Raw genomic sequence first — 23,125 nt, 5'->3', positions numbered from 1 at the left:
CATCGACAGCTCGCGTCGTCTGGCTCAACAGCAGGAGATGATGTTTATCGAGTGCGCACTCGCGCAGGCTGGACCCACGATCAGGTACGCACTGCTGAACCGTCGGTCACGTCCGGCGGAGTGGTGTATGAGATCGACTCCGCGTGATCTTGGTTCGGGATTCTAGGCGGTTATTGCCTCGGTTGTCATGAGTGCCTCGCTGCCGGTCGGTGCGGCTTCGGTGGTGACGATGCGGATGCGTGAGCGGGCCAGTAGATCGAGGCCCATGTAGCGGCGGTTCTCGGTCCACTCATCACTCTGTTCGGCCAGGACGGCGCCGACGAGGCGGATCAGGGAGTCGCGGCCGGGGAAGATCCCGACCACGTCGGTGCGACGGCGGATCTCCTTGTTCAGTCGCTCTTGAGGGTTGTTCGACCAGATCTGGCGCCAGACCTCGCGCGGATATGCGGTGAACGCCAGCAGCTCATCGCGGGCGTTGTCGAGGTGCTCGGCTGCGTCGGGCCAGCGCGCGGTGAGAGTGTCGACCACGCGTCCGTACTGGGCTGTGACGGCGTCGGCGTCGGGCTGGTCGAAGATCGTGCGCACCTGCGTAGCGACATGCGGCTGCGCCGACTTCGGAACACGGGAGAGCAGGTTACGCAGGTAGTGAAGCCGTCAAGGATTAACCTGTCGGCGTGTCAGCGAGCAGTTCGGTGGCGGTGCGGTAGCGGACTGCGGCGGCGGCTGGCAGGTGGCCGTCTCGTTCGAGCAGCGGGCGGGTTTCGCGGACGACGGCACCGATCAAGGAGCGGCTGACGTCGCCCAGGGCTTCGGCGAGGGCGTCGAGGGTGGCCTGGTTACGCATGTAGAGCAGGGCCAGCAGTATCCGTTCGCTGTTGGGGATCTTCTGGGGGAACACGCCGCCGCGGGCGCCGGCCTGACGAGGCCCGCCGCGGCGCTGGTGAGCCAGCCGCTCGCCCTGGGCGGCTTGGCGGGGCGCAAGGCGCTCGATGAGCCGGCGTAGTTCGTCGCGGGGCATGCCGGTCAATGTGGGGTCGCTGAGCGCCTCGATGATCGCGGTGCGCCCCGGCGGGGTGTCGTGGTCGAGGAAGGCCAACAGCTCGGCGACGGTAGCGAACCGGACCGAGGCGAAGCCAGGGTCGTGTCCGTGGTCTTCGAGGACGTCGCGGGTCTCGTGGATCGGGGCGCCGATGGCGTATTGGCTGACTTCGAGCAGGTCGGCCAGCAGGCTCATCGAGCACACCTGCCGCTGGTAAAGCAGGGTGAGCAGCAGCCGGGCGGGATCGTCGAACAACGGCTTGCCCCGGAGTTTCCCGGTGGCGCGGCGGGCCCGGCCGCCGCGCTGCTCGCTGTAGCGCTGCTGCGCGCGGGCTGCCTGAGCTGGTGCCAGCGCGGCCGCGAGCACGTCGAGCTCGGCGGCGGTCATGCCGGTCAACCGTGGGTCGGCGAGCCGGGTGAGCATGTCCCGGCGGCGCTCGGCCGGTCCACCTTGCTCGCCGACCACGACCGCCGCGTCCGGGTCGAGAGGGTCGGGGCGCAGGGTGTAGTTCCAGGTCCCGTGGGTGGCGTGCCGGTGCAGGGGCAGGGCGGCGAAGCGCTCCTTGCTGATCGCAACGCCGGTCGGGTAGTCCCCGGTGTCCAGCGCAGCTTCGACGCGCAACCCGGTGCGGGTGCGGACCGCTTCGATGGTGTTGATGACGACTTCGTGGCTGGTCAGCGGACGAGCCCGCCAGTTATGGGTGATGTGGGAGAACAACCGGTGCTCGATTTTGTTCCATTTCGAGGTGCCCGGCGGAAAATGACATACCGTGATCGCCAAACCGGTTTCAGCGGCCAGCGCCGCGAGTTCGCTTTTCCAGACTCGGTAGCGGTAGCCGTTCGAGCCGCCGGCATCGGCGGTGATCAACAGCCGGGTGGCGGCCGGGTAATCGCGGCGGCCGCGGGCGCGCCACCAGCGGCGGATGGACTCCACGGCGAACACCGAGGTGTCGTGGTCAACCCCGACGTTGACCCAGCCGCTGTTGCGGGCGATGTCGTAGATGCCATACGGGATCGCCTGTTCCACATCCGGGCCGGTGAAGAAGAAGTGGTGGTCTTCGACCTCGACCGGCTCCCCGGCCGGACGCCATTCGCGCCCGGCCATCGGCAGCCGCCCGAGCTGTTCACGCTTCTTGGTGTCCACGCTGATCACCGGCTCACCCGCGGCCTGATGCTCTTTGGCCTGATCGTTGATGTAGCCGAACTGGGCGTCGCGATCGGGGTGCTGGGTGCCCTCGAGGGTCTTGGTGTTGGCCTGCAGGCTGAACCCCGCCGCGCCCAGCAACCGGCCCACCGTCGGCGCCGACACCTGATGTCCCTGGCGGGACAACTCATCGGCCAGGTGCCGCAACGACTTCGTCGTCCACCGCAGCGGCGATTCGGGGTCCCCGCGCTCGTCCGGCTCAATCAGTGCCAGCAGCGCCGCTGCCACGGCGGGATCGTTGTGCTCGACCGGCTTACGCCCGCCGCCCGACATGCGGACCCGGCCCTGCGGCAACGGGGCCTCGCCGGCCTCGAGCTCGGCCATCCCGCGCCGCACGGTGGTCTCGCTCATCCCCGCGGTCCGGGCCACTACTCGTACCCCACCGTGGCCGAGCAGCCGAGCCTCGGTGGCCGCCGCCAGCCGCCGCTGGCGCTCGTTCAGATGCGGCAACAACACCCCGAACCGGTCCCCGAGCTGGGAGACCACCGCCGCGTCGATCGCCATACCACACCAACGACGAGCAAGATCTAAAGCAACGAGTTGTTTCTTGACGGACCCAGTGGGTGCGACACCGCTGCCACGCCGCACCCGGCAACGCCGAGGCGATCGCCGCCACCAAGCCGGGATGGGCGTCGGAGATGACGAGCTGGACCCCGGACAGGCCGCGGGCGACCAGACCGCGCAGGAACGCCAACCAGCCCGCTCCGTCCTCGCTGGAGGCCACATCCAGGCCGAGGATCTCGCGGTGCCCGTCGGCGTTCACCCCGGTCGCGAGCAGCGCGTGCACGTTGACCACCCGGCCGTCTTCGCGGACCTTCACCGTGAGCGCGTCGACCCACACGAACGTGTACGGGCCCTGGTCGAGCGGGCGCTCGCGGAACGCGGCGACCTGCCCGTCGAGGTGGGTGGCCATCTCGCTGACCTGCGAACGCGACAGCGACTTCACCCCGAGTTGTTCGGCCAGCTTCTCCACCCGCCGGGTGGAGACACCGAGTAGGTAGGCCGTGGCCACGACGGTGACCAGGGCCTGCTCGGCGCGGCGGCGGTGGGTCAGCAGCCAGTCCGGGAAATAGGAGCCCTGGCGCAGCTTCGGCACCGCCAACTCGATCGTGCCCGCTCGGGTGTCCCACTCCCGGGCCCGGTAGCCGTTGCGCTGGTTCGTCCGCTCGCTGCTGCGCTCGCCATAGCCGGCCCCGCACTGCTGATCGGCCTGCGACGACATCAACGCGTTCGCCATCGTCGCGATCATCGTCTGCAACAGATCCGGCGACACACCCGCCGAGGCGAACTCCTCGACAAGCTGGGCAGGGTCCACACTGTGTGGTGCGGCCATCGTGGTGGTCCTTCCTGGAGTTCCTTGGTCGGTACTCGAGAAAGATCACGCGGTGGCCGTCTCACGTCACGACGCCACGCCGCTCACCAGCGACGAACCCGTACACCACCTCCGCGGACGTAACCCGGCCAGCCTGCCGTTGCGGCTGGCGAGCACACCCGGGTTGCGCCCTGCCTGCGTTCATGTCAGCTCATCCCGGCGACGCCGATACTCCTCGTCATCGATCTCGCCGCGCGCGTAGCGCTCGTCGAGGATCTGCCGGGCCGTGACCCCAGCCTCGAGGGAAGCACCGGGACCGACCACGGATCCGGAGGAGCCGCGCCCGCGAGCCAGCTGTGCCGTTCCATAAACCAGCAGTGACACCCCGAGCAGCAGGAGGATCGGCCAGATCCAGCCCCAGCCCATCATTGATTCACCCATCACAGTCGTGGCCTCCTCGTGTTGACCTCACATCGCTGGCAGTTGTGAGCACCGCCGCGCCGACGGCGGGGCTCAGCGCATAACGGCGATACTCCACCGCACGCACGTTGGTATACCCCGCGGGGGTACGTTGCTGTGGTTGGCGCGACCCCTGGCACGCTCGAGCGCTTCGGCGAGGAGGCCCCGCCACAGACGCTGGCGCACGCCTGCGCGCAGCCCTCGAATCCTTGACCGAGTGAGTTCGCGGTCGTCACTCCGGCCCTGGCCGACCAGGCGGCGGGATTGGCCCGCCTCGAGGAGAGCCCATCCAGCACCGGACGAGGACGTGGCTTGCGGTGCAGCTTGAGGTGTGAATCTTCGCCCGATAGTCGCTCACACTCCCGCATAGGAGTGCAGCCCGGCGACCACCATGTTGATGAAGAACAGGTTGAACACGATTGTGGCGAAGCCCGCGGTGTTGATCCAGGCCGCGCGCGTGGTCCGCCACCCGGCCGTGGCGCGGGCGTGCAGATAGGCGGCGTAGAGCACCCAGGCGACGAAGGACACGACTTCCTTGGGGTCCCAGCCCCAGAACCGGCCCCAGGCGGCCTCGGCCCACGCGGCGCCGGCGATGATGGCGAAGGTGTAGAGCGGGAAGGCGAGTACCGTCACCCGGTAGGCGAGCCGGTCGAGCGTCTCGGCCGACGGCAGCTTCGCGGCCAGCACGGCGGGCTTCCCGCTGCGCTTCATCAGGAACAGCAGGCTCGCGACGCCGGATACCAGCAGCATGCCGGAGGCCAGCGTGATCGTGGTGACGTGGATGATGATCCAGTACGACTGCAACGCCGGCACCACGGGCGCAGCGTCGAGATAGAGCACCGTCCCCGCGAGGAACATCAGCAGAACGACCGGCGTCAGCACGAACACCCCGGCCGGACGGATCGCGGGATGCCGGTAGACCAGCACCAGCCACGCGGCGACGGCCAACATGCACAGTGCCGAGACGAACTCGTACATGTTGCCGAGCGGCCAGCGGTAGGCCGCGAGGCCGCGAAGTGCGATCGACCCGAGGTGCAGCAGCGCCGCGAGGATCATCAACGAAACGCCGATGCGGCCGTAGCGGTCGACGCGGGCCCGACCCGGTTTGCCGCCGTCGGGCGTGAGGCCCGCTGGGGACGGCTCGGCGACCGCGACCTCAGTCTCCCCGTCGGCCTCCGCCGCAGGGGCGCCGACCGCCACAGGTGCTTCCGACGTGCGCCTGCTGCGGGCGATCCGGCGCGACGCGTACTCCAGCGATGTGAATACCATCGCCAGTAGCAGCACGACGAGCGTCGCCTGGAACAGGCGGTCACTCCACATCGCGGTGATCGGGTCCACGAGCATGTCAACCGTCCTTGTTCTGCGTCGGTGCGAGCAGCTCGGTCGAGAGCCGGTCGAACTCCTCGCCGTAGCCCGCTCGGTCGGTGCGAGCCAGGCCGCCGAGCTCGACCCGGCTGCCCGTGGGGTCACCGTCGGTGGCCTGCACGCGCACCCAGAAGCGGCGCCGCTTGATCAACAGCGACAGAGACAGACCGCCCACCATCAACATCGAGAACATGAGCACCCAGACCTGCCCCGGGTCGTAGCCGACCTGCAGGTTCACCCACGGGGTGACGCCATCGAACCGGACGACGGTGCCATCCGGCAGCCGCACGGTGTCCCCGATACCGAGCCGGTCCTGCGCGACCGATCGCAGCTCACCGTCGTCGATCTGCTGCTGGTCCACGGCGAAGATCGACTGGCCGCGACCGTCGTCGATGCCGAGATCACCGAGCAGCACGTTGACGTCGGCGGTCGGTGCGCGCAGGTCGGGGTGCACCGAGGCCAGGCGGCCCTGCTGGTCGATCGCCCCGGTCGGGGCGAAGGTGCCGGTCACCGCGAGCTGGGTGGTGCGCCGGGCTTCCGGGTCGGTGACGCCGGGGCGCTCGAACTTGGTCGCGCCCTCGGAGAGCTGGGTGCCGCTCAGGTCGACCGGGCGCCACTGGATCTCCCCGGTTCGGCTCTGCCCGTCCGGCCAGGTGACGGTGAATTCCGGCGCGTAGCCGTAGCCGGTGAGGTAGATGCGGTCGCCGTCGGTGCGCAGCGGCTGGTTGATCGAGATGTCGGTCGGGCGCCAGCTGGTTCTGCCGTTGCGGAGGTCTTCTCCGGTCTGGTACGCGACGTCTGCGCCGAAGGTGGCCGGTTGGCCGTTCGGCAGCCAGCTGCCGTTGAAGCGGTCGACCCGCACGCAGAACTGGTTGAGGTCAGTGCCGTCGACGCGCAGCCCGGCCCGGAACGTGTCGTAGCCGAGGACGGAGGAGTTGCAGAACTCGGTGCCGTCCGCGCGGATGATGACGTCACCCTCGTAGCCGTACATCTTGCCCCCGGCCAGACCGAGCAGGATCCCGATCAGGCTGAGGTGGAAGACCAGGTTGCCGGTCTCACGCAGGTAGCCCTTCTCGGCGGACACCGTCCGGCTACCGTCGACCTCGCTGCGTTCGACTGTTCGCCAGCCACGCAGGAGTGTGCGGGCGCGCCCGAGCACCGTTTCGGGAGCCTCGACAGAGGCGCCCGAAACGTGGTGCGGCAGCCGAGACAGGTTCCGCGGTATCGCTACGGGTGGCTGGCGCATCCCGCGCCAGTACTCCCGCGAGCGGGGCAGCACGCACCCCACCAGCGAGATCATCAGCAGCAGGTAGATCGCGGCGAACCACGGGCTGGCGAACACCTCGAATCCGCCCAGTGCTTCGACGATCGGCGCCGCGGCGGGGTAGTCGGCGTAGAAGTCGTCGACGAGGAACGCGTTGAGTGAGCGCTGCGGGAACAGAGCGCCCGGCAGCGCGGCGACGGCGAGCAGGAACAGCAGCACCAGCGCGGTGCGCATGCTCGTCAGGCCGCGCCAGGTGTTGCGCAGCAGGGCCGCCCCGGCCCGGAAGGGCCCGGGGCGCGACGGGGGCTCGCCGCCGGAGCTGGTCTGCGGCGGCGTCGGGGGCGCGGTAGGTGGTGAGCTCATCTCTAGATGGGCGGGGTGAACCCGGCGATCGAGACCTGCAGCTTCACCAGCCACTGTGCCCACAACCCGGACACCAGCAGCACACCGACCGTGACCAGCAGCACACCCCCGGCGACCTGGACCGCTCGGGTGTGCCGGCGCAGCCAACCCAGCGCGCCAACGGCGCGGGTGGCACCGAGCGCGATGAGCACGAACGGGATCCCCAGCCCGGCACAGTAGGCGAGGATCAGGACGATCCCGCGCAACGAGCCGCCCCCGGTCCCGGCGGCGACGGCAACGACCCCGGCCAGGGTCGGGCCGATGCAGGGCACCCAGCCGAGTCCGAACACCGCACCGAGCAGCGGCGCACCGGCCAGCCCGGCCCGTGGCGCCCAGTGCGCGCGGTACTCGCGCTGCAGTGCCGGGATCAGCCCGGCGAACGCCAGCCCCATCACGATCATCACGACACCGCCGATGCGCTGCAGCACGGCCTCGTTGTCGATCAGTACATCGGACAGCCAGACCACACCGACCATGACGATGGTGAACACGGTGGTGAAGCCCGCGATGAACAGTGCGACCGCGCCGACAACACGCCAGCGGCCGTCGACCGGTCGTGTTCTAGGCGAGCCCGCCGTGTCCTCCGCCGCCGGCCAGGGCGGGTCGCCGGCAGCGGCGCGGGGAGCGCCCGGGTCGGCGAGCGCCAGTACGGTATCGGCGTCGGTACCTGTGCGCCGGGCGGCTGCGCGGGCACGAGCCTCGGCCGAGGTCACCGGCGGTGATTGCGCGCCCACCAACCCGGCCAGATAGGCGAGATAGCCGGGAACCAGCGGCACGACGCACGGCGACGCGAAGCTCACCAGCCCCGCCGCCACCGAGACCAGGACCGCGAGTACCAACGGCCCCGACATCGCGAGAGTTGTGGTCGCACCCATCAGTCACGCGCTCCACAAGTGCGCGGGAGCGGTCGAGATTCAGCGTTCACGGCCTGTCCCCGCTTCGTCGGTCAGCTTGGCGATCAGCGGCAGCAAGTCCGAGCTCGACACCGGGGTCAGGAACACCGCCGCCACCCGAGCCTCGCGGTCCAGCACGATCGTCGAGGGCACCACGTTGCGCGGATACCCGTCGAGCCGTGCCAGGCTGCGGCCCGAGAAGTCATAGATCGAGTCGTAGGTCAGCCCACGGTCGGTTTTGAAGTCCAGCGCAGCCTGCCGGTCGTCGCGAACATCGATGCCGAGCACAACGGCATCGCCACGCGTGGCGTCCTGCACCGCCTGCAGCTCGGGCGCCTCCACCCGGCACGGGCCACACCACGAACCCCAAATATTGATCACGCGGACCTTGCCGGGGAAGTCCCCGATACCGACTTCGGTCCCCGGGTTCATCAGGCTCTCGCCGCGTAGGTCGGTGATCCGCTGACGGCTCTCTGGCGGGTCGTAGGCGATCCGCGTCTGTCCGCCGGGTGCCACGAACTGAAACTCCTGTCCCGGCCCCGACCCGGCCGCGTCCCGGCCAACTCCACAACCGGTCGACAGCAGAACCACCATGACCGCAATCGCTGCAAGAGCGGGGCGCACCTGGCGCCTGTGCGCGCTCACAACACCGCGCTGGTGGGAAAACCTGCGGTACGCCGCCACCCCGGCCTCCTTCCCCTCCGCAGTCCGAACTCCTACGCTCCGTAGAAGCTAGCTCATCGGTCAACACGCCGGGGATCGGGACCCGGGTCTGCGACGACCCAGGTCTGCCGAGGGCCGCAGACGCTCGCGCCCAACGACGCCGACTCGACCTCCCAGCGACGCCGACTCGACCTACCGATCCACGCGCCCCCTTCCTCGACGTCGACACAGGGGACCAGGTGGGCTGTTCGCCGGCACCGAAGCCGGTCAGGCACTTGCGGCTATTTCGAACTCTGCACCCAGCAGTCCTGATGCTGGACAGCGTGGTTGAGAAGCGTCGGAATGTTTGCGTGAGGGCCGGAGGTCGGCCTGGTCCACGGTAGGCGGACGGCTCGCCGGAGGCAGCGGTATCCCTCGGACACCTGGCCCGCGGCGACCTCCGCGCCACCGCCGACGCGGTCCGGCTCTCCCGCCGGACCCTGACCACGATCAAGACCAACCTGTTCTGGGCCTTCGCCTACAACACCGCCGCCATCCCGCTGGCCGCGGTCGGCCTGCTCAACCCGATGATCGCCGGCGCGGCCATGGCGTCCGGCTCCGTCTTCGTCGTCGGCAACAGCCTGCGACTGCGCCGCTTCCGAGGACACGCGGACTAATCGGGTCCATCACGACGAGGTGGTGCAGCCGAGTGGCTGCACCACCTCGCGCGCATCGCACCTGCCCAGGATGCGGCTCCCGGGACCAAGCCGGTCGACGCAGCTCGCACTATGGCGGTGTGTCGGCAACACGACAGTCAGCCCCACCCCACGACGCGGGTCGGCGATCGGAAGAGGCGGGGCCTCGGGTGGCGACGAGGCCGCAGCGGCGTGTCCCTCGGACGGCACGTCGGACAGCCATCTGCCGCCTCCGCCGAGCAGTCTGCCGGGCACGCCTGGACGAGACAGGACCAATTGGCCGAATGTGATCGCCTTTCGTTAACCCTCCTCTTGCTTTTCCAGGCGATCATTTTACCTTCCTCTTGCTCGGCCAACAGTAGAATGGTGACCTTCGCGATGCAGCGGGAAGCGCGAGCAAGTCCGGCGCCACTTTTCGTGAAGCTGCACGGAAACGCCACCGGCCTGTTGGGGGAGTTCTCGTCGTGCGCACAGGGAGACAACCGGAGATCACCCAGCCGCTGGCGACCCTTGCGGGGTACCGCACGCGCCTTAGACCGTGTTTGAGAAGGGTCGGCGTGTCTGCGCCGCGCGGGCCGCGCTCTGGTCCATCGTGGACGGGTGGCTCGGCGTCAGCGGCGGTATCCCTCGGACACCAGCGATGAGCAGTGGGCGTTGATCGAACCGCTGTTGCCCGAGGCCGGGGCGGGTGGGCGTCCGGAGAAGCACCCGCGCCGGGACGTGGTCGACGCGATCCTCTACGTCGTGCGGGCGGGGTGCGCTTGGCGGGCTCTACCAGCGGACTTCCCGCCCTGGCAGACCGTCTACTGGTATTTCAACCGGTGGGAACAGCAGAAGGTCACCGAGAAGATCCTCCCGGTCGTGCGCCGTCAGCTACGTGCCGACGAGGGGCGGGACCCGGAACCGAGCGCGGGATCATCGACTCGCAGTCGGTGAAGGGTGCCGACACCGTCGGGCAGGACTCGCGCGGCTTCGACGCAGGGAAGAAGATCAACGGCCGGAAGCGGTTCATCGTGACCGACACCCTGGGCCTGCTGTTGACCACTGTGGTGTGCTCGGCGTCGGTGCAGGACCGCGACGGGGCGAAGTCGATCCTGCTCGACCTGTACCTGCGCACCAGGGTGCGGTTCGTCTACGCCGACGCCGGGTTCGCCGGACGCCTGCTGGAGTGGGCGAACACGATCCTGCGCACCAGCGTCGAGGTCGTGCGCAAACCGCCTGAGCAGCGCGGGTTCGCCGTCCTCCCGCGCCGCTGGGTGGTCGAGCGGACACTGGCCTGGCTGACCGCACACCGCCGTCTGGCCCGCGACTACGAACGCCACCCCGCCGTCTCCGAGGCCATGATCCGCTGGGCCGCGATCAACACCATCACCCGCCGCATCGCCCGCGGCAAGCCGGCCGCCCGCCAACAGAAGTACGTCTTCACACCCGCGACTTGATCTTCTCAAACACGCTCTTAGTGGCCGGCCGGGCCGTCATCGATGCGACTCGCGAGGACGCGCGAGCGGTGTTAACGCAGTGTGCTCGTTCATCGAGGCGCGGGGAATCGGCACGGCGGACCCGGCGCAGGTGGTTGGAGGTAGCGGTTGCGCTGCTCCGGTCATAGATCGTTTCGGCTCTTCCAGGCTCGCCGGTCCGAGCGGAGGGATCTTGCGGCAGCGAGTGAGAGCCATCGATCCGATCACCGGCCGCCCGAGAATCGTAGTGGAATCGGACACGAGGATCGGAATGCCCAGCGGCGTGCAAAGCGTACGGATCGGGCCGTGCATCCGACGTCCGGTCGCTCAATCTGATGGCGCGGTGCCGCGGGACAGCACCGGAGAAACGCAATGACCCGCTGGGACCAACTCATTCGGACACCCGACGATGATGTTCGGACGGGCTTGCGCAGCGGTCCCGGCACGTCGGGATCCACCGGGCTGGAAGCGGGCAGCCCTGAACCCGGACGGATCCTGATCGACCAGGACGAGCCACAGGGCAGGCGTGCGCACCCGACCGAGCGACTTGAGGCTCTGTTTGAGGCGCAGTGCGAGTGGTTGGTCCGATTCGGTTGCGCCGACCGCTCGGCCGTGGATGCCCCGGAGGGTGTCCTCTCGTATCTGGAGCTGGACGACGAGGCAAACCGCTTGGCCCGCTACCTGCGACTGCACCACATCGGCCGGGGGGACAGAGTCGCGCTGCTACTCGGCGGCTCAGCTGATTTCTGTGTCGCGATGCTCGCCGTGGCCAAGGTCGGTGCCGCCTACGTTCCACTGGACGTGCGACTCGATGGCGACCACGTGGTCGCCATCATCGCTGATGCAGGCGCGCAGTTGGTGCTCACGACCTCGACAGTCGCGGCCGGGATCCCTGAACTCGATGCGCGGACGGCGACGACCGTGGTCGAGCTCGACCTCGCCGGGCGCTTCATCGCCGAACAGAGTTCACGACGCTTGCTCGACGTTGAACGCGGCGTGCCGGGCGGGCCGGTCGCCTACATCGTCTACAGCTTCGACACCGACGGACGTCCGCACGGAGTGGCGATCGACCACAGCAGCGTATGCAACTTCGTGCGTGTGGCAGCCGAGGTGTATGGCATCGTGCCCGGTGACCGGGTGTTCCAGGGGCAGTCACCGGCGTCGGACCTGGTGGTGGAGGAAACCTGGGTGCCGTGGGTCGCCGGAGCCACGGTGGTCGCTCCGCCGGCCGGGTCGAACCTGCAGGGAGAGCCGTTGTGGCGCTTCCTCGGTGAGCGATGTGTGACGGTGCTGCGCAGCGACGCCGCGACACTGGCTGCACTCGACGAGCGTCTGCTCGCTCTGCGGCTGGTGCTGTCGAGCGCGTCGTGCCCACCGGAGGTGATCAGGCGCTGGCGCCGTCCCGGACGTCGGCTGATCGGCACCTACGGTCCGCCCGAAGCAACCGTGACCACCACCTGGACCGAGCTGGAGCCGGGCCGGCCCCCTTCGCTCGGCGTTCCGTTGCCGACCTACAGCGTTGTCGTGCTGGACGTCGAGGATCCGCGCTCGGCGCTACCGCGCGGTGCGATCGGTGAGATCGGGATCGCCGGGGTCGGGCTGGCCCGCGGCTACGTCAACCGTGACGACCTGGCACAGGCAGCGTTCGTTGCCGACTCGCTGGATGTGCCCGGCAATCCGTCGCAGCGGATCTTTCGCACCGGCGACCTGGGCCGCATCACCGCCGACGGTCGTATCGAGTACCGAGCCCGACTCGAGGAAGGGCCATCCGCACGTGGCCGTCGCTTCGAGCCGGCACCCCCGAACCTGGAGGCCCTCGCCCCGGAGGCACCCACGACGCAGTCAATGGCGGTAGAACACGCCGCACCGATGCCCCCCGTCCCCGCACCGGGTGCCGGCACCGCCCCCACCGCCCCCACCGGCGCTGAGGCGCTTCTGGGCGAGGTGCTTGCCGGGGTGCTGGACCGCGAACGGGTCCCCGTCGACGCGAACTTCTTCGACGACCTGGGGGCCGACTCGTTGCTGATGACAAAGTTCTGCGCCCGGGTACGCACACACCCGGACCTACCGTCGGTGTCGATCCAGTACATCTACGAGCACCCGACACTGCGACGCCTCGCCACCGCTCTCGCACTACCGGCCACCGCTCTCGCACCGGCTGAGGCACCGGCGCCGCCGTCGCCGGTCGTGGTGGAGGAACAGTTGGCCGAGATCCTGGCGGAGGTACTCGACCGTGACGAGGTTCCTCCGCAGGCGAACTTCTTCGAGCTCGGCGCGGACTCGTTGGACATGGCCAAGTTCTGCGCCCGCGTCCGCAAGGACCCCGAGTTGCCGACGCTGTCGATACAGGACGTCTACAGCCATCCGACCCTGACCGACCTGGCGGCGGCCGTGGCCCCCGCCGCCGACGGGACCGCACAAGCGGCGCAGGAACTGGCGGTGCAGCTCGGCGAGGTCCTCGCCGCGGTGGTGGAACGGGAGGTGCCGGACGAGGCGAACTTCTTCGACGACCTGGGCGCCGACTCCCTGATGATGGCGAAGTTCTGCGCCCGCGTCCGCAAGGACCCCCGGCTGCCGACGCTGTCGATGGAGAACATCTACGCCACTCCGACGCTCGTCGGCCTGGCCGCCTCGCTCGCCCCGGCCGCACGAGGTGATCTCACCGCGTCGACTCCACCGGAGGAGCCGGCCGTCGTGCTCGACCGGTGGGCCTCGGTCCGCCGGGTCGGCACCGCGGGATATGTCCTGTGCGGCGCGCTCCAGGTCGCGTTCGCCGTGGGCTGGTCCTATCTCATGGCGTTGGTGTTGTTCCTGGGGTACGAGTGGTTCGTCGCATCGCCGACCCTGCTCGATCTCTACACGCGGGCGGTCGTCGTCGGCGCAGCGAGCTTCGCGTTCCTGTGCCTGTTCCCGATCGTGGTCAAGTGGGTACTGATCGGTCGGTGGAAGCCCCGCTCGATCCGAATCTGGAGCCTAGGCTACGTCCGATTCTGGATCGTCAAGACGCTGGTGCGCATGAACCCGCTGGTTCTGTTCCGCGGCTCACCGCTCTACGCGCTGTATCTCCGCTCGCTCGGCGCCCGGATCGGCCGCGACGTGGCACTGTTCGCCCAATCCATGCCGGTGTGCACCGACCTGCTGTCCATCGGTGACCGCACGGTGATCCGCAAGGACGCGATGTTCTCTGGCTACCGCGCCCGCGATGGTCTGATCGAGATCGGGTCGGTCACCCTGGGCGCCGATGCGTTCGTCGGCGAAGCCACGGTCCTCGAGCTCGGCACCCGCATCGACGACGGCGGCCAGCTCGGACACACCTCCGCATTGCTGAGCGGTCAGCTGGTCCCCGCCGGCGAGCGTTGGCACGGATCACCGGCCCGCCCGGCCGGCGTGAACTACTGCACCGTCCCGCCCGCCAGGTCCGGGCTGACCCGCAAGATCGTCTATTCGCTGGTGCAGTTGACCATCATCCTGGGCCTGGCCCTCCCGCTCGCCCTCGGCGGCATCGCGCTACTGCTGCGCGAGGTTCCGCAGCTGACGGCGCTGCTGTTCCCCGGGCCGGAGGCGTTCGTCCACTGGTACTTCTACCTCGAGATCCTCGCTCTGAGCTTCGTGCTGTTCTTCGGCGTCCTGCTCGTGGCGTTCCTGGTGATGATCACCGTTCCACGCCTGCTGGCTCGCGCGGTGCGGCCGGACCGTGTCTACCCGCTCTACGGAGTGCACTACTTCCTGCACCAGACCGTTGCGTTGCTGACCAACAGCGTCACGTTCACGATGCTGCTCGGGGACAGCTCCGCGATCCCGCACTACCTCCGGGCCGTGGGCTACCAGCTCCGGCCACTGGTACAGACCGGCAACAACTTCGGGATGCTGATCAAGCACGAGTCGCCCTATCTGACCAGGATCGGCACCGGCACCGTCGTCGCCGACGACCTCTCGATCGTCAACGCGGAGTACTCGAACACCTCCTTCCGCCTGTCACAAACCACGATCGGCACAAACAGCTTCTTCGGCAACCGGATCGCCTACCCGTCGCAGGGCAGGGTCGGAAACAACTGCCTGCTCGGCACCAAGGTCATGATCCCCGTCGACGGCCCGGTCCGAGAGGACGTCGGCCTGCTCGGCTCACCGAGCTTCGAGATTCCCCGCACGGTCGCCCGCGACGCACAACTCGAGCTCGACGAGCAGGGCCTGCGACGCGCGCTACGGGGCAAGAACCGGCACAACGCCGTCACGATCGCGCTGCACCTGATCGCGCGCTGGCTCTACTTCTTCGGGATCGCACTGCTGGTCCCCGGGATCGCGATCTGGGAGGTCACGCTCGGCGCTGCCGAAATCCTGGTCGCCCAAGTGCTGATCACCGTGCTCACCGTCGGGTGGTTCACCGCGGTCGACCGGTCGGTGCGGCGACTGCTCCTGCGGGCGCCGAAGGGGTGCTCGATCTACGAGCCGATCTTCTGGGGGCACGAACGGTTCTGGAAGGTACCCGCTCCGAGCTACCTGCTGTTGTTCAACGGCACCCCGTTCAAGGGGCTGCTGTTGCGCATGCTCGGCATGCGGGTCGGCGCGCGCCTGTTCGACGACGGCGCCGCGTTCGTCGAGCGACCATTCATCAGGTTCGGTGACGACTGCACGCTCAATGAGCGCAGCATCGTCCAGAACCACTCGCAGGAAGACGGTGCGTTCAAGTCCGACTACACCGTCATCGGGTCGCGGGTCACGCTCGGGATCGGCGCCTTCGTGCACTACGGCATCACCATCGGCGATGACGCCGTGATCGAGGCCGATTCGTTCCTCATGAAGGGCGAGGAAGTCCCCGCGGGCGAGACCTGGGGCGCCAACCCGGCCCGCGAGCTGCCCACCAGATCCATCCCGGCGTCGGCATGAGCGCCGACCGCGCACCATGGGGAGTCGACATGTCCTTCTCGTCCCGGCCTCCCCAGAACGTGGAGCTCCAGGTCGAATGCCGCCCCGGCACGCCTGCTCTCCTGCAGGTCGACCCGGACGACCCGTTGCAGTGGGCATTCGAAACGAGGCGAGCGCTCCGTGCGGCCGTGGTCGACCACGGCGCAGTGCTGGTCCGCGGTCTGGGCCTGTATGACCCGATCCTGGCCGGCGACGTGGTACGGATGCTCGCCGACGACCTGATGGCCGAGCGTGAGGCCTTCGCACCGCGGGTGCCCTACACCGACCGCGTCTACTCGACGACGCGATGGCCACACGGGATCCCGATGTGCCCGCACCACGAGCTGTCGTACCGCGACTGGTTCCCCGCTTCGATGATGTTCGTCTGCCTGTCCCCGCCCGTCCTCGGCGGGGCCACAGTCCTCGTCGACTCCTCCACCGTGCTCGCAGCCTTGCCCGCGAGTCTGGTGAAGCGTTGTGAGCGTGAGGGATGGATGCTGGTGCGCACCTACAACGGCGACGTCGGTCCGTCCTGGTCTCAGGCCTTCGGCATCGGTGACCGACACGGCGTCGAGGACTACTGCCGAGCACACTCCATCGACTTCGAGTGGCGCCGCGGCGGGCAGCTCCGCACCCGGCAACGCCGCCCGGCCGTCGTCCGGCACCCGATCACGGGAGTGCGCTGCTGGTTCAACGAGATCGCCTACTACAGCGAGTGGGTCTTCGGCCCCGAAACAGCCCACGAGTTGCGCGACCTGCTCGGGCCCGACGGGCTACCGGCCACCACCTGCTTCGGGGACGGCACCCCCATCGGCTGGGACCTCATATCCCACATCATGCAGGCATACTCCGCCAACGCCGTCCGCGAGCCCTGGCAGAGCGGTGACCTCCTGGTCGTCGACAACATCCGCACTGCCCACGGCCGTGATCCCTACACGGGACCGCGGGAGGTGCTCGCTGCGATGGCTGACCAGTGCACACTAGCCGAGTAATTCAACAGTCAGGTCGGGATCCTGCGCAGGCTTCGCGCCTTCCCGCCCTATCGGGCTCCGCCATCACAGGACCGCGCGGGCACGGCAATCGCCTGGCGATGCCGCTGCCCGACAGCGGAGGGTCCGATCGATGAGGTCGCGGATCGTGGCACTCGCTGTCACCGCTGCGGCCTTCGCGGTGGCGCTGTTCGGGATACCGCTTGTCATCGGACTGGCCGAGTTTTCGGTGGCGGAGGAACGCTCCTCACTGCAGCGTCTCGCGGGGTTCGCCGCTCGCACGGTGCAGGAGGACATGACCGACGATCTCGTGCCGAGACGCCTGCCGGACGGCCCCGGCGAAGCCGCGATCGCCCTCTACGACGACGAGGGGACGCGGCTGCTCGGAGACGGCCCCGCGCACGGCGACCCGCCGGTCGAGTACGTCCTCGGCAGCCGCACCGGTCCACCGCCGGTCGAGGACCTGACCGTCGCGGTCCCGGTCAGCGACACGGGCGACATCATCGGCGTGGTTCGTACGTCCACACCGCCGTCTCAAGTCTACGGCGCCCTGGTCCCCATCTGGCTGGGAATGGCGGGCCTCGCCGCTGTCGTGCTGGTGTCAGCCTGGCTACTCGCACGACGGCTGGCGATCCGTCTGTCCCGTCCGCTCGAGCGCCTGGTCGACGACGCGGACCGGCTGGGAGACGGGGATTTCGGTATCACCCCGGATTCGACCGGTATCGCGGAGACCGACCGGGCGAGCGCCGCCCTCAGCCGAACCGCGCGGCGGCTCGACGACCTCGTCGCGCGCGAGAGAGCGTTCTCAGCGGAAGCCTCTCATCAACTACGCACGCCCCTGGCAGGCCTGCGGCTCCGGCTGGAGTCTGCACTCGACCGGCCCGAGCGCATGACGAAGGCAGAGATCGCGGACGGTCTGGGTTCGATCGACCGGCTCGAGCGCACGATCGACGAGCTCCTGGTACTGGCACGCGAACGTCAGACAACCTCAGCACCGGCCGATCTCCCTGCGCTGCTCGCCGATTTCAACGATGAGTGGCGTTCTCGCCTCGCCCGGGAGAGCCGAAGGTTCTCGATCCGGCTACCGGATTCTCTTCCCCGGCCGGACGCATCGTCGGCCGCCGTCCGCCAGATCGTCGGTGTCCTCCTCGACAACGCCTACTTCCACGGTGCAGGGGCGGTGTCGGTCTCCGTCCACGAGCTGGGAGAGAGCGCGATCGCGGTCGAGATCAGCGACGAAGGGTCCGGTGTCCCGACGGCCGCTCTCACGGACGGACACATCGGGAACGGTATGGGCTTACCGCTGGCTCGTCGACTCGCCGAGAGCGAAGGCGGACGACTCACCGTCGGTACCGTCCCGTCGACGATGACGCTGCTGCTCCCGGTCGCGACCGAGACCCGCTCTCCGGCGCACCGAGAGAACGAGCTGGTGGATCGACTGAGCTTCCCCCAGGTTCCCGGAGAAGCGGCGGAACCTCAGCATCATCCTGATTCCGGCCGGGGCGAGCCATCCACGGAGCCCGCGGTGCCGTCGCGGCACCAGGGTTGATCCGGCCGCCTCAATCGGTCGGTCCGCTCGTGCGAACGCGTGCCGGAATCCAGCATGTCGCGAGGAGGCCGGCGCCCAGTGCGATCACGGCCGCTACGCCGAAGGCTCTGCCGAACCCCTCGCCCGAGCCGGTCATGAGACTTGCTGCCGCGATGCTCGAGACCACGGCGGTGCCGATAGACGCTCCGAACTCGTGAAAGGTGCTGACGATGCCGGACGCGACGCCCGACTTCTCCGGCTCGACCTGCCCCAGTGCCGTCGCCGAGGCGACGAGGAACAGCGAGCCGATCCCCGCAGCGGCTGCGCTCAGCCCGAGCACCATGCTGAGCGTCCCCGCCCACAGCGCGGGGACGGCCAGTCCGAGTGCGGCGAGGAGCAACCCGCCGAGCGCCAGTGCTCGGCCGCCGACGCGCGCCATGACCCAGCCTGCGAGGTTGGCGCCGAGCATCGTCGCACCGGCGACCGGCAGGAACAGGAGGCCGGTCGTGAGCGCGCTGTGGCCCATCGCGTCCTGCAGGTAGAAGGAGCCGAGGAAGAAGATGGCGACCATGAGGGCCGTGGCCATCAGGATCACGAAGGTCCCCGACCCCACCGAGCGGCGGGTCATCAGCTCGACATCCATGAGCGGGAATCGAACTCGTCGTTGCCAGACGACGAAGGCCGCATACAGTGCTGCGCCCGCGACGACGAGGCCGACCGTGACGGGGGCGAGCCAGCCCCGATCACCGGCCCCGATCAGAGCGTAGATGACCAGGCCGGTCCCACCGGTGATCAGCACGGCGCCCAGAACGTCGATTCCCTGGCGCTCCTGCACCGGGACCCCGGGCAACGCCGGGAGCATGCGGATCAGAAGGACGAGGATCACCGCGCCGACGGGGATGTTCACAAAGAAGATCCATGGCCATCCCGGTCCGCCGGTCAGGACTCCGCCGAGCAGCACTCCGACCGCGCCGCCGGCGCCGCCCATGGCAGACCAGATACCGAGGGCCTTGTTCCGCTCCTCGCCGGCGAACAGTCGCACGACCGAAGACAGCGCCGCCGGCGAAAGCATGGCGGCGCCGACGCCCTGCGCGATCCGACTGACAATCAACATCGCCGACCCATCGGCGATACCGGCGGTCAGCGACGCGATCGTGAACACCGCAAGGCCGGCGAGGACGAGCCGGCGTGGTCCGATGAGGTCCGCAACGCGTCCTCCGAGCACCATCAGACCGCCAAACGTGAGCGTGTAGGCGCTCGTCACCCATGTCAGCGCGTCGCGGGACAGACCCAGGTCGGCACCCATGTGGGGTAGCGCGATCGCAACGACGGTGACGTCCACGATCAGCATGAACTGCGCAACGCCGAGCAACGCCAGCGTCCGCCAGCGTCCGGTGTGTGCGACCGCTCTGGAATCCGGCGTCGTGCCGGTCGAGTCGGGCATGGCAACTCCTTAACTCGTACAGTGCTGTCAGAGTTACCTAATTGCCGTTCTAAGTCAAACAGGTATGTTCGAGCTCATGGGAGCTGGCTCAGAGCAGATGGCCTCGGGTGGACCCCGGCGAGCGGACGCTCGCCGCAACATCGATGCGATCGTCGAGGCAGCGGCGGACTGCCTAGGGCGACGCCCGGAGGCGAGCGTGGCCGACGTCGCGAAGGAGGCCGGGGTCGGCCGGGTGACCGTCTACGGGCACTTCCCTTCGCGGGCGGAACTCGTCGATGCCGCTGTCGTGCACGTACTCGAGCAGGTGGATGGCGCCCTGAAGTCGGTCGATCTGCAAGGTCCACCGCGGGAAGCACTGGCGCGCTACATCCGCGCCAGTTGGGAGCACACCGGTCGCTCCCTCAGTCTTGTCGCCGCCGCAGAGAAGGAACTGGCCTCAGAGCGGATCCACCAGCTCCATGAGAGGTTGGCCGAGCGTCCTGTACGCGTGCTCGAACGAGGACAAGCTGACGGTGTGTTCAGCGATGACCTCCCCATCTCCTGGATGGTCGCGGTTCTGCATCGGCTCATCCACGGTGCTGCCGACGAGGTCGGAAGGGCGAACATCCACCCTTCCGATGCTGCTGAGCTGATTGTGACGACTGTGCTCCGGGCCTTCGCGCCGGGGCACGTCGAGGGGTGATCGCGACTGACTGGGTCATCGTGTGTCGCGTGGGCAAGCGAGGTCGGACGGCCGGCCACCGGATCATCGGTATCGACCCCGTCCGCGACGAGACCCTCGCCGTGACTGGAAGAGCATCGAGCCCAGGTGTGGGGCCGCTTCGTTGAGAGAGACGCCGCCCGCTGTCCTGCCTCATCGAAGGGTGGTCCCGGAGCAGGCAGGCGTTGTCGTGTGTTGGGCACCAGAGAATGGGAACAACGGGTTCTGGCCCGATGGGGATGGCCTTCACGATCGACGGACAGAACTTCGATGCTCGACGGCGACGGTCAGCTCGTCGATCTCGACGCCGTCGAGGGGTGGACGATCAGACCCTGGCCCCCTTCCACCTGCACGTCTGGCTGCCGAGTGAGATCGCAAGCGCCGCCACCTGCTCCAACGCGACGTACCAGTGAACAAGCCGGGTTGCCTCGTCTCCCCCGGTGGCAACGACGCCGCGAGCGCGTCGAACCGCGCCAGCAGCGCAGCGGGTGCCACTGGTGCCTCGTACGGCACGGTTCGCCGTGCGACCACGTCCGCAACCGGTGAGACATCGCGGGCCAGCGGGAACGGACCAGTGGGCCGATGCCCACCGGTCCGCCCGCCGCACCGGGCGGTGCCGATGTGCGCTACCGCGGAGGGGGGTGCAGTGCGCGGCATCGCCATCACGGCATCTCCTACGATACATAGGACCACAAGAGGGTCTCGTTTCCCTCGACCGAGCCGACGCGCCCACTGGAGCCAGCACCGCGATGACCTGTCGACCCGGCCTCGGCCTCGTGCGTCCCGCAACGATCGCTCTCGCCGCGCTGGTCCTGCTTGCCGCCTGCGCCAGCACCCCGACAGCCCGTGAGGCCGCAGCACCGAGCGCTGCCACCGTCTCCACCGGCGCTGCGGCGTCCCCGGTGCGGCTCGTCGATGCCGCGCAGTTCGCCGAACTGGTGGACAGAGACGGCGTCGTGGTCGTCAACGTGCACACGCCCGACGACGGCTCCATCGCCGGCACCGACGCCTCGATCCCGTTCGACCAGATCGGCGAGCGGGTCGCGGAGCTGCCGGCAGATCGAGCCGCTGCGCTGGCCGTGTACTGCCGGACCGGAACGATGAGCGCGGCCGCTGCGACGACACTGGCCAAGCTCGGCTACCGCAATCTCACCGACCTGGCCGGCGGGATGCAAGCCTGGCAGGACGCAGGCCACCCACTCCTGGCAGCCGGCTCGTGACGAACCGAGACCGGTTTCCACGACAGCGTGCGCCGCACTCTCCGGCGTCAGGACACGAGAGGGCATCAGGCACAGAAACGACGTCACGGCGCGGGCGGGGCCGGCTCGGTCTCCGGGCAAGCTTCGTCTTGGCGGTCGCGGCAGGCGCCGCCTTCGCGGCAGCAGCTCCACCTCGAGGCTGGTGGCCACTGGTACCACTCGGTGTCGCGATGTGGGTTCTGGCGCTTCGAGGTCGCACGCTTCGCCAGCGCGCCGGCATCGGCGCGGCGACCGGTCTGGTGTGGTTCAGTTCGTCGCTGTACTGGTTGTCCGACTTCGCCGTGGCCGGCTATCTGGCCGTCACGGTTGTCGAGACGGCGTTGCTCGTCGCGGTGGCCTGCGCCGTGCCGGGATCGACGCCGGGACGCCCATGGCACGGGTGGTGGGCGGTGCCGGCGTTGCTGATGTTGCTCGACGCCGCTCAGACTGCGTTCCCCTTCAGCGGATTCCCGCTCCCCGCGCTGGTGCTCAGCCAGCTCGACGGCCCCTTTGCCGATGCGGCCCCCGTGGGTGGGTCACTACTGGTCACCGGGCTCGCCGCCGCTGCAGGGGCCGGGCTCGCGGCCACAATCACGGCCACCGGTCGACAGCGGGTCGTCGTTCTCGCCGCGACCCTCGCCGGAAGTGTCGCCATCCCACCGGTCGGGGCCGCCGTCGCCGCCGCCACGACCACCGCCACAGGCCGGCTGGACACCGCGATCGTGCAGGGCGGGGGCCCGCGGGGGCTGCGGGCGGTCTTCACCGATCCGCAGGACACCACCGACCGGCACCTGGCTGTTGCCCGCGACATCACCGCATCTCCCGACCTCGTGTTGTTCCCGGAGAACGTGATCACCTCCCGCGGGCCGGTGATCGGCGGACCGAACGACCGAGCCGTCGCCGAACTGGCTCGGCGGCTCGCCGCCCCGGTCATCGCCGGTGTGACCGAGACGCAGGGCAGCGGGTTCCGCAATGCCGCGCTGCTGTGGGACGCCCGCGGCCAGCAGACCGGGCGCTACGAGAAGGAACATCGTGTGCCGTTCGGCGAGTACATCCCCGGTCGGGCCTTGCTGGAGAAGGTCACCGATCTGACGGCGTTGGTCCCCCGCGACGCCATCGTGGGCGACGGCACGGCGGCTCTCGACGTCGCCGGCCGCAGGCTCGGAGTCGTCATCTCCTACGAGGTGCTGTTCGCCGACCGGGTGCGGGAAGCGGTCCGTGCCGGTGGCGAACTCGTCCTGGTCCCGACCAATGCCTCGTCGTATGTCACCGACGACGTCCCCTCGATCGAAGTCGCCGCGGCACGCCTGCGCGCGCTGGAAAGCGCACGCAGCGTCATCCAAGCCGCACCCACTGGCTACTCGGCCGTTGTCGACCCCGACGGGACAGTCCGCGCACTGTCGCCCCTCGGTGATCCGGCGCTGCTGCGCGAGCCCGTCACGTTGCGCACCGGCCTCACCCCGTACACCCGTCTCGGCGACGGCCCCTACATCATCCTTGCGGCCGCCGCCGTCGCCGTCGCTTGGCTCCCCGCAGCCCGACGTCGCGGACGCATCGTCGGATCCCCGCGCCCCGCAGAAAGGTAATCCTCCG

At 68.9% G+C, this 23,125-nt stretch carries 13 protein-coding genes and 4 pseudogenes; 8 read left to right on the top strand and 9 right to left on the bottom strand.

From position 1 onward, the window contains the following. Positions 1–162: 162 nt before the first annotated feature. The 8 genes and pseudogenes from AC0GKK_RS27095 to AC0GKK_RS27060 form a co-directional block, all read right to left on the bottom strand. Positions 163–654: pseudogene (locus AC0GKK_RS27095) on the bottom strand (transposase); the annotation flags it as partial. 7 nt (positions 655–661) lie between these two features. Further along, positions 662–2,746: an ISAzo13 family transposase gene (locus AC0GKK_RS27090; protein WP_489882741.1), complete on the bottom strand. Its 2,085-nt coding sequence runs from the start codon at positions 2,744–2,746 to the stop codon at positions 662–664. Between the two features lie 52 nt (positions 2,747–2,798). Then, positions 2,799–3,575, bottom strand: a pseudogene (locus tag AC0GKK_RS27085) (IS256 family transposase); the annotation flags it as partial. Positions 3,576–3,755: 180 nt separating this feature from the next. Next, on the bottom strand, positions 3,756–3,998 hold the full coding sequence (locus tag AC0GKK_RS27080) for an SHOCT domain-containing protein (RefSeq protein ID WP_179763249.1): 243 nt from the start codon (positions 3,996–3,998) through the stop codon (positions 3,756–3,758). Between the two features lie 369 nt (positions 3,999–4,367). Further along, on the bottom strand, positions 4,368–5,357 hold the full coding sequence (gene ccsB / locus AC0GKK_RS27075; protein ID WP_179763250.1) for a c-type cytochrome biogenesis protein CcsB: 990 nt from the start codon (positions 5,355–5,357) through the stop codon (positions 4,368–4,370). A 1-nt stretch (position 5,358) separates the two neighbouring features. Next, complete coding sequence (gene resB, locus AC0GKK_RS27070) at positions 5,359–7,005, bottom strand: cytochrome c biogenesis protein ResB (protein WP_179763251.1); 1,647 nt, start codon at positions 7,003–7,005, stop codon at positions 5,359–5,361. Positions 7,006–7,007: 2 nt separating this feature from the next. Continuing rightward, a complete protein-coding gene (locus AC0GKK_RS27065) occupies positions 7,008–7,919 on the bottom strand; it encodes a cytochrome c biogenesis CcdA family protein (protein WP_246354006.1) in 912 nt (303 codons plus the stop codon). 39 nt (positions 7,920–7,958) lie between these two features. Further along, a complete protein-coding gene (locus AC0GKK_RS27060; protein WP_179763288.1) occupies positions 7,959–8,531 on the bottom strand; it encodes a TlpA family protein disulfide reductase in 573 nt (190 codons plus the stop codon). A 491-nt stretch (positions 8,532–9,022) separates the two neighbouring features. Between AC0GKK_RS27060 and AC0GKK_RS27055 the strand changes: the two are divergent. From AC0GKK_RS27055 to AC0GKK_RS27035, 5 genes and pseudogenes are all read left to right on the top strand, one after another. After that, a pseudogene (locus tag AC0GKK_RS27055) lies at positions 9,023–9,256 on the top strand (heavy metal translocating P-type ATPase); the annotation flags it as partial. Between the two features lie 579 nt (positions 9,257–9,835). Continuing rightward, positions 9,836–10,699, top strand: a pseudogene (locus AC0GKK_RS27050) (IS5 family transposase); the annotation flags it as partial. Positions 10,700–11,103: 404 nt separating this feature from the next. Next, complete coding sequence (locus AC0GKK_RS27045; protein WP_489884115.1) at positions 11,104–15,615, top strand: Pls/PosA family non-ribosomal peptide synthetase; 4,512 nt, start codon at positions 11,104–11,106, stop codon at positions 15,613–15,615. A gap of 29 nt (positions 15,616–15,644) precedes the next feature. Continuing rightward, positions 15,645–16,625: a TauD/TfdA family dioxygenase gene (locus tag AC0GKK_RS27040; RefSeq protein ID WP_179763290.1), complete on the top strand. Its 981-nt coding sequence runs from the start codon at positions 15,645–15,647 to the stop codon at positions 16,623–16,625. A gap of 145 nt (positions 16,626–16,770) precedes the next feature. Next, positions 16,771–18,171: a sensor histidine kinase gene (locus tag AC0GKK_RS27035; protein WP_489884114.1), complete on the top strand. Its 1,401-nt coding sequence runs from the start codon at positions 16,771–16,773 to the stop codon at positions 18,169–18,171. Positions 18,172–18,181: 10 nt separating this feature from the next. On the opposite strand, the gene AC0GKK_RS27030 is transcribed toward AC0GKK_RS27035, so the two are convergent. Continuing rightward, positions 18,182–19,594, bottom strand: a complete 1,413-nt coding sequence (locus AC0GKK_RS27030) for an MFS transporter (protein WP_489884113.1) — start codon at positions 19,592–19,594, stop codon at positions 18,182–18,184. A gap of 64 nt (positions 19,595–19,658) precedes the next feature. On the opposite strand from AC0GKK_RS27030, the gene AC0GKK_RS27025 reads away from it, so the two are divergent. The 3 genes from AC0GKK_RS27025 to lnt all read left to right on the top strand — a co-directional run bounded on the left by AC0GKK_RS27025 (position 19,659) and on the right by lnt (position 23,118). Next, complete coding sequence (locus tag AC0GKK_RS27025; RefSeq protein ID WP_489884112.1) at positions 19,659–20,276, top strand: TetR/AcrR family transcriptional regulator; 618 nt, start codon at positions 19,659–19,661, stop codon at positions 20,274–20,276. 767 nt (positions 20,277–21,043) lie between these two features. Continuing rightward, on the top strand, positions 21,044–21,514 hold the full coding sequence (locus AC0GKK_RS27020) for a rhodanese-like domain-containing protein (protein WP_179763254.1): 471 nt from the start codon (positions 21,044–21,046) through the stop codon (positions 21,512–21,514). Between the two features lie 128 nt (positions 21,515–21,642). Then, entirely contained in the window at positions 21,643–23,118 is a 1,476-nt protein-coding gene (gene lnt, locus AC0GKK_RS27015) for an apolipoprotein N-acyltransferase (protein ID WP_256493486.1), read from the top strand. The last annotated feature ends 7 nt before the right edge of the window (positions 23,119–23,125 follow it).

Source organism: Pseudonocardia sp. P-1 (assembly GCF_058111925.1).
This window is presented reverse-complemented; position numbering and strand designations above follow the sequence as displayed.

Coding starts and splice junctions, on each gene's coding strand:
- AC0GKK_RS27090 (WP_489882741.1), bottom strand. CDS start 2,746: ATGGCGATCGACGCGGCGGTGGTCTCCCAGCTCGGGGACCGGTTCGGG.
- ccsB (WP_179763250.1), bottom strand. CDS start 5,357: ATGCTCGTGGACCCGATCACCGCGATGTGGAGTGACCGCCTGTTCCAG.
- resB (WP_179763251.1), bottom strand. CDS start 7,005: ATGAGCTCACCACCTACCGCGCCCCCGACGCCGCCGCAGACCAGCTCC.
- AC0GKK_RS27065 (WP_246354006.1), bottom strand. CDS start 7,919: ATGGGTGCGACCACAACTCTCGCGATGTCGGGGCCGTTGGTACTCGCG.
- AC0GKK_RS27060 (WP_179763288.1), bottom strand. CDS start 8,531: ATGGTGGTTCTGCTGTCGACCGGTTGTGGAGTTGGCCGGGACGCGGCC.
- AC0GKK_RS27045 (WP_489884115.1), top strand. CDS start 11,104: ATGACCCGCTGGGACCAACTCATTCGGACACCCGACGATGATGTTCGG.
- AC0GKK_RS27040 (WP_179763290.1), top strand. CDS start 15,645: ATGTCCTTCTCGTCCCGGCCTCCCCAGAACGTGGAGCTCCAGGTCGAA.
- AC0GKK_RS27030 (WP_489884113.1), bottom strand. CDS start 19,594: ATGCCCGACTCGACCGGCACGACGCCGGATTCCAGAGCGGTCGCACAC.
- AC0GKK_RS27025 (WP_489884112.1), top strand. CDS start 19,659: ATGTTCGAGCTCATGGGAGCTGGCTCAGAGCAGATGGCCTCGGGTGGA.
- AC0GKK_RS27020 (WP_179763254.1), top strand. CDS start 21,044: ATGACCTGTCGACCCGGCCTCGGCCTCGTGCGTCCCGCAACGATCGCT.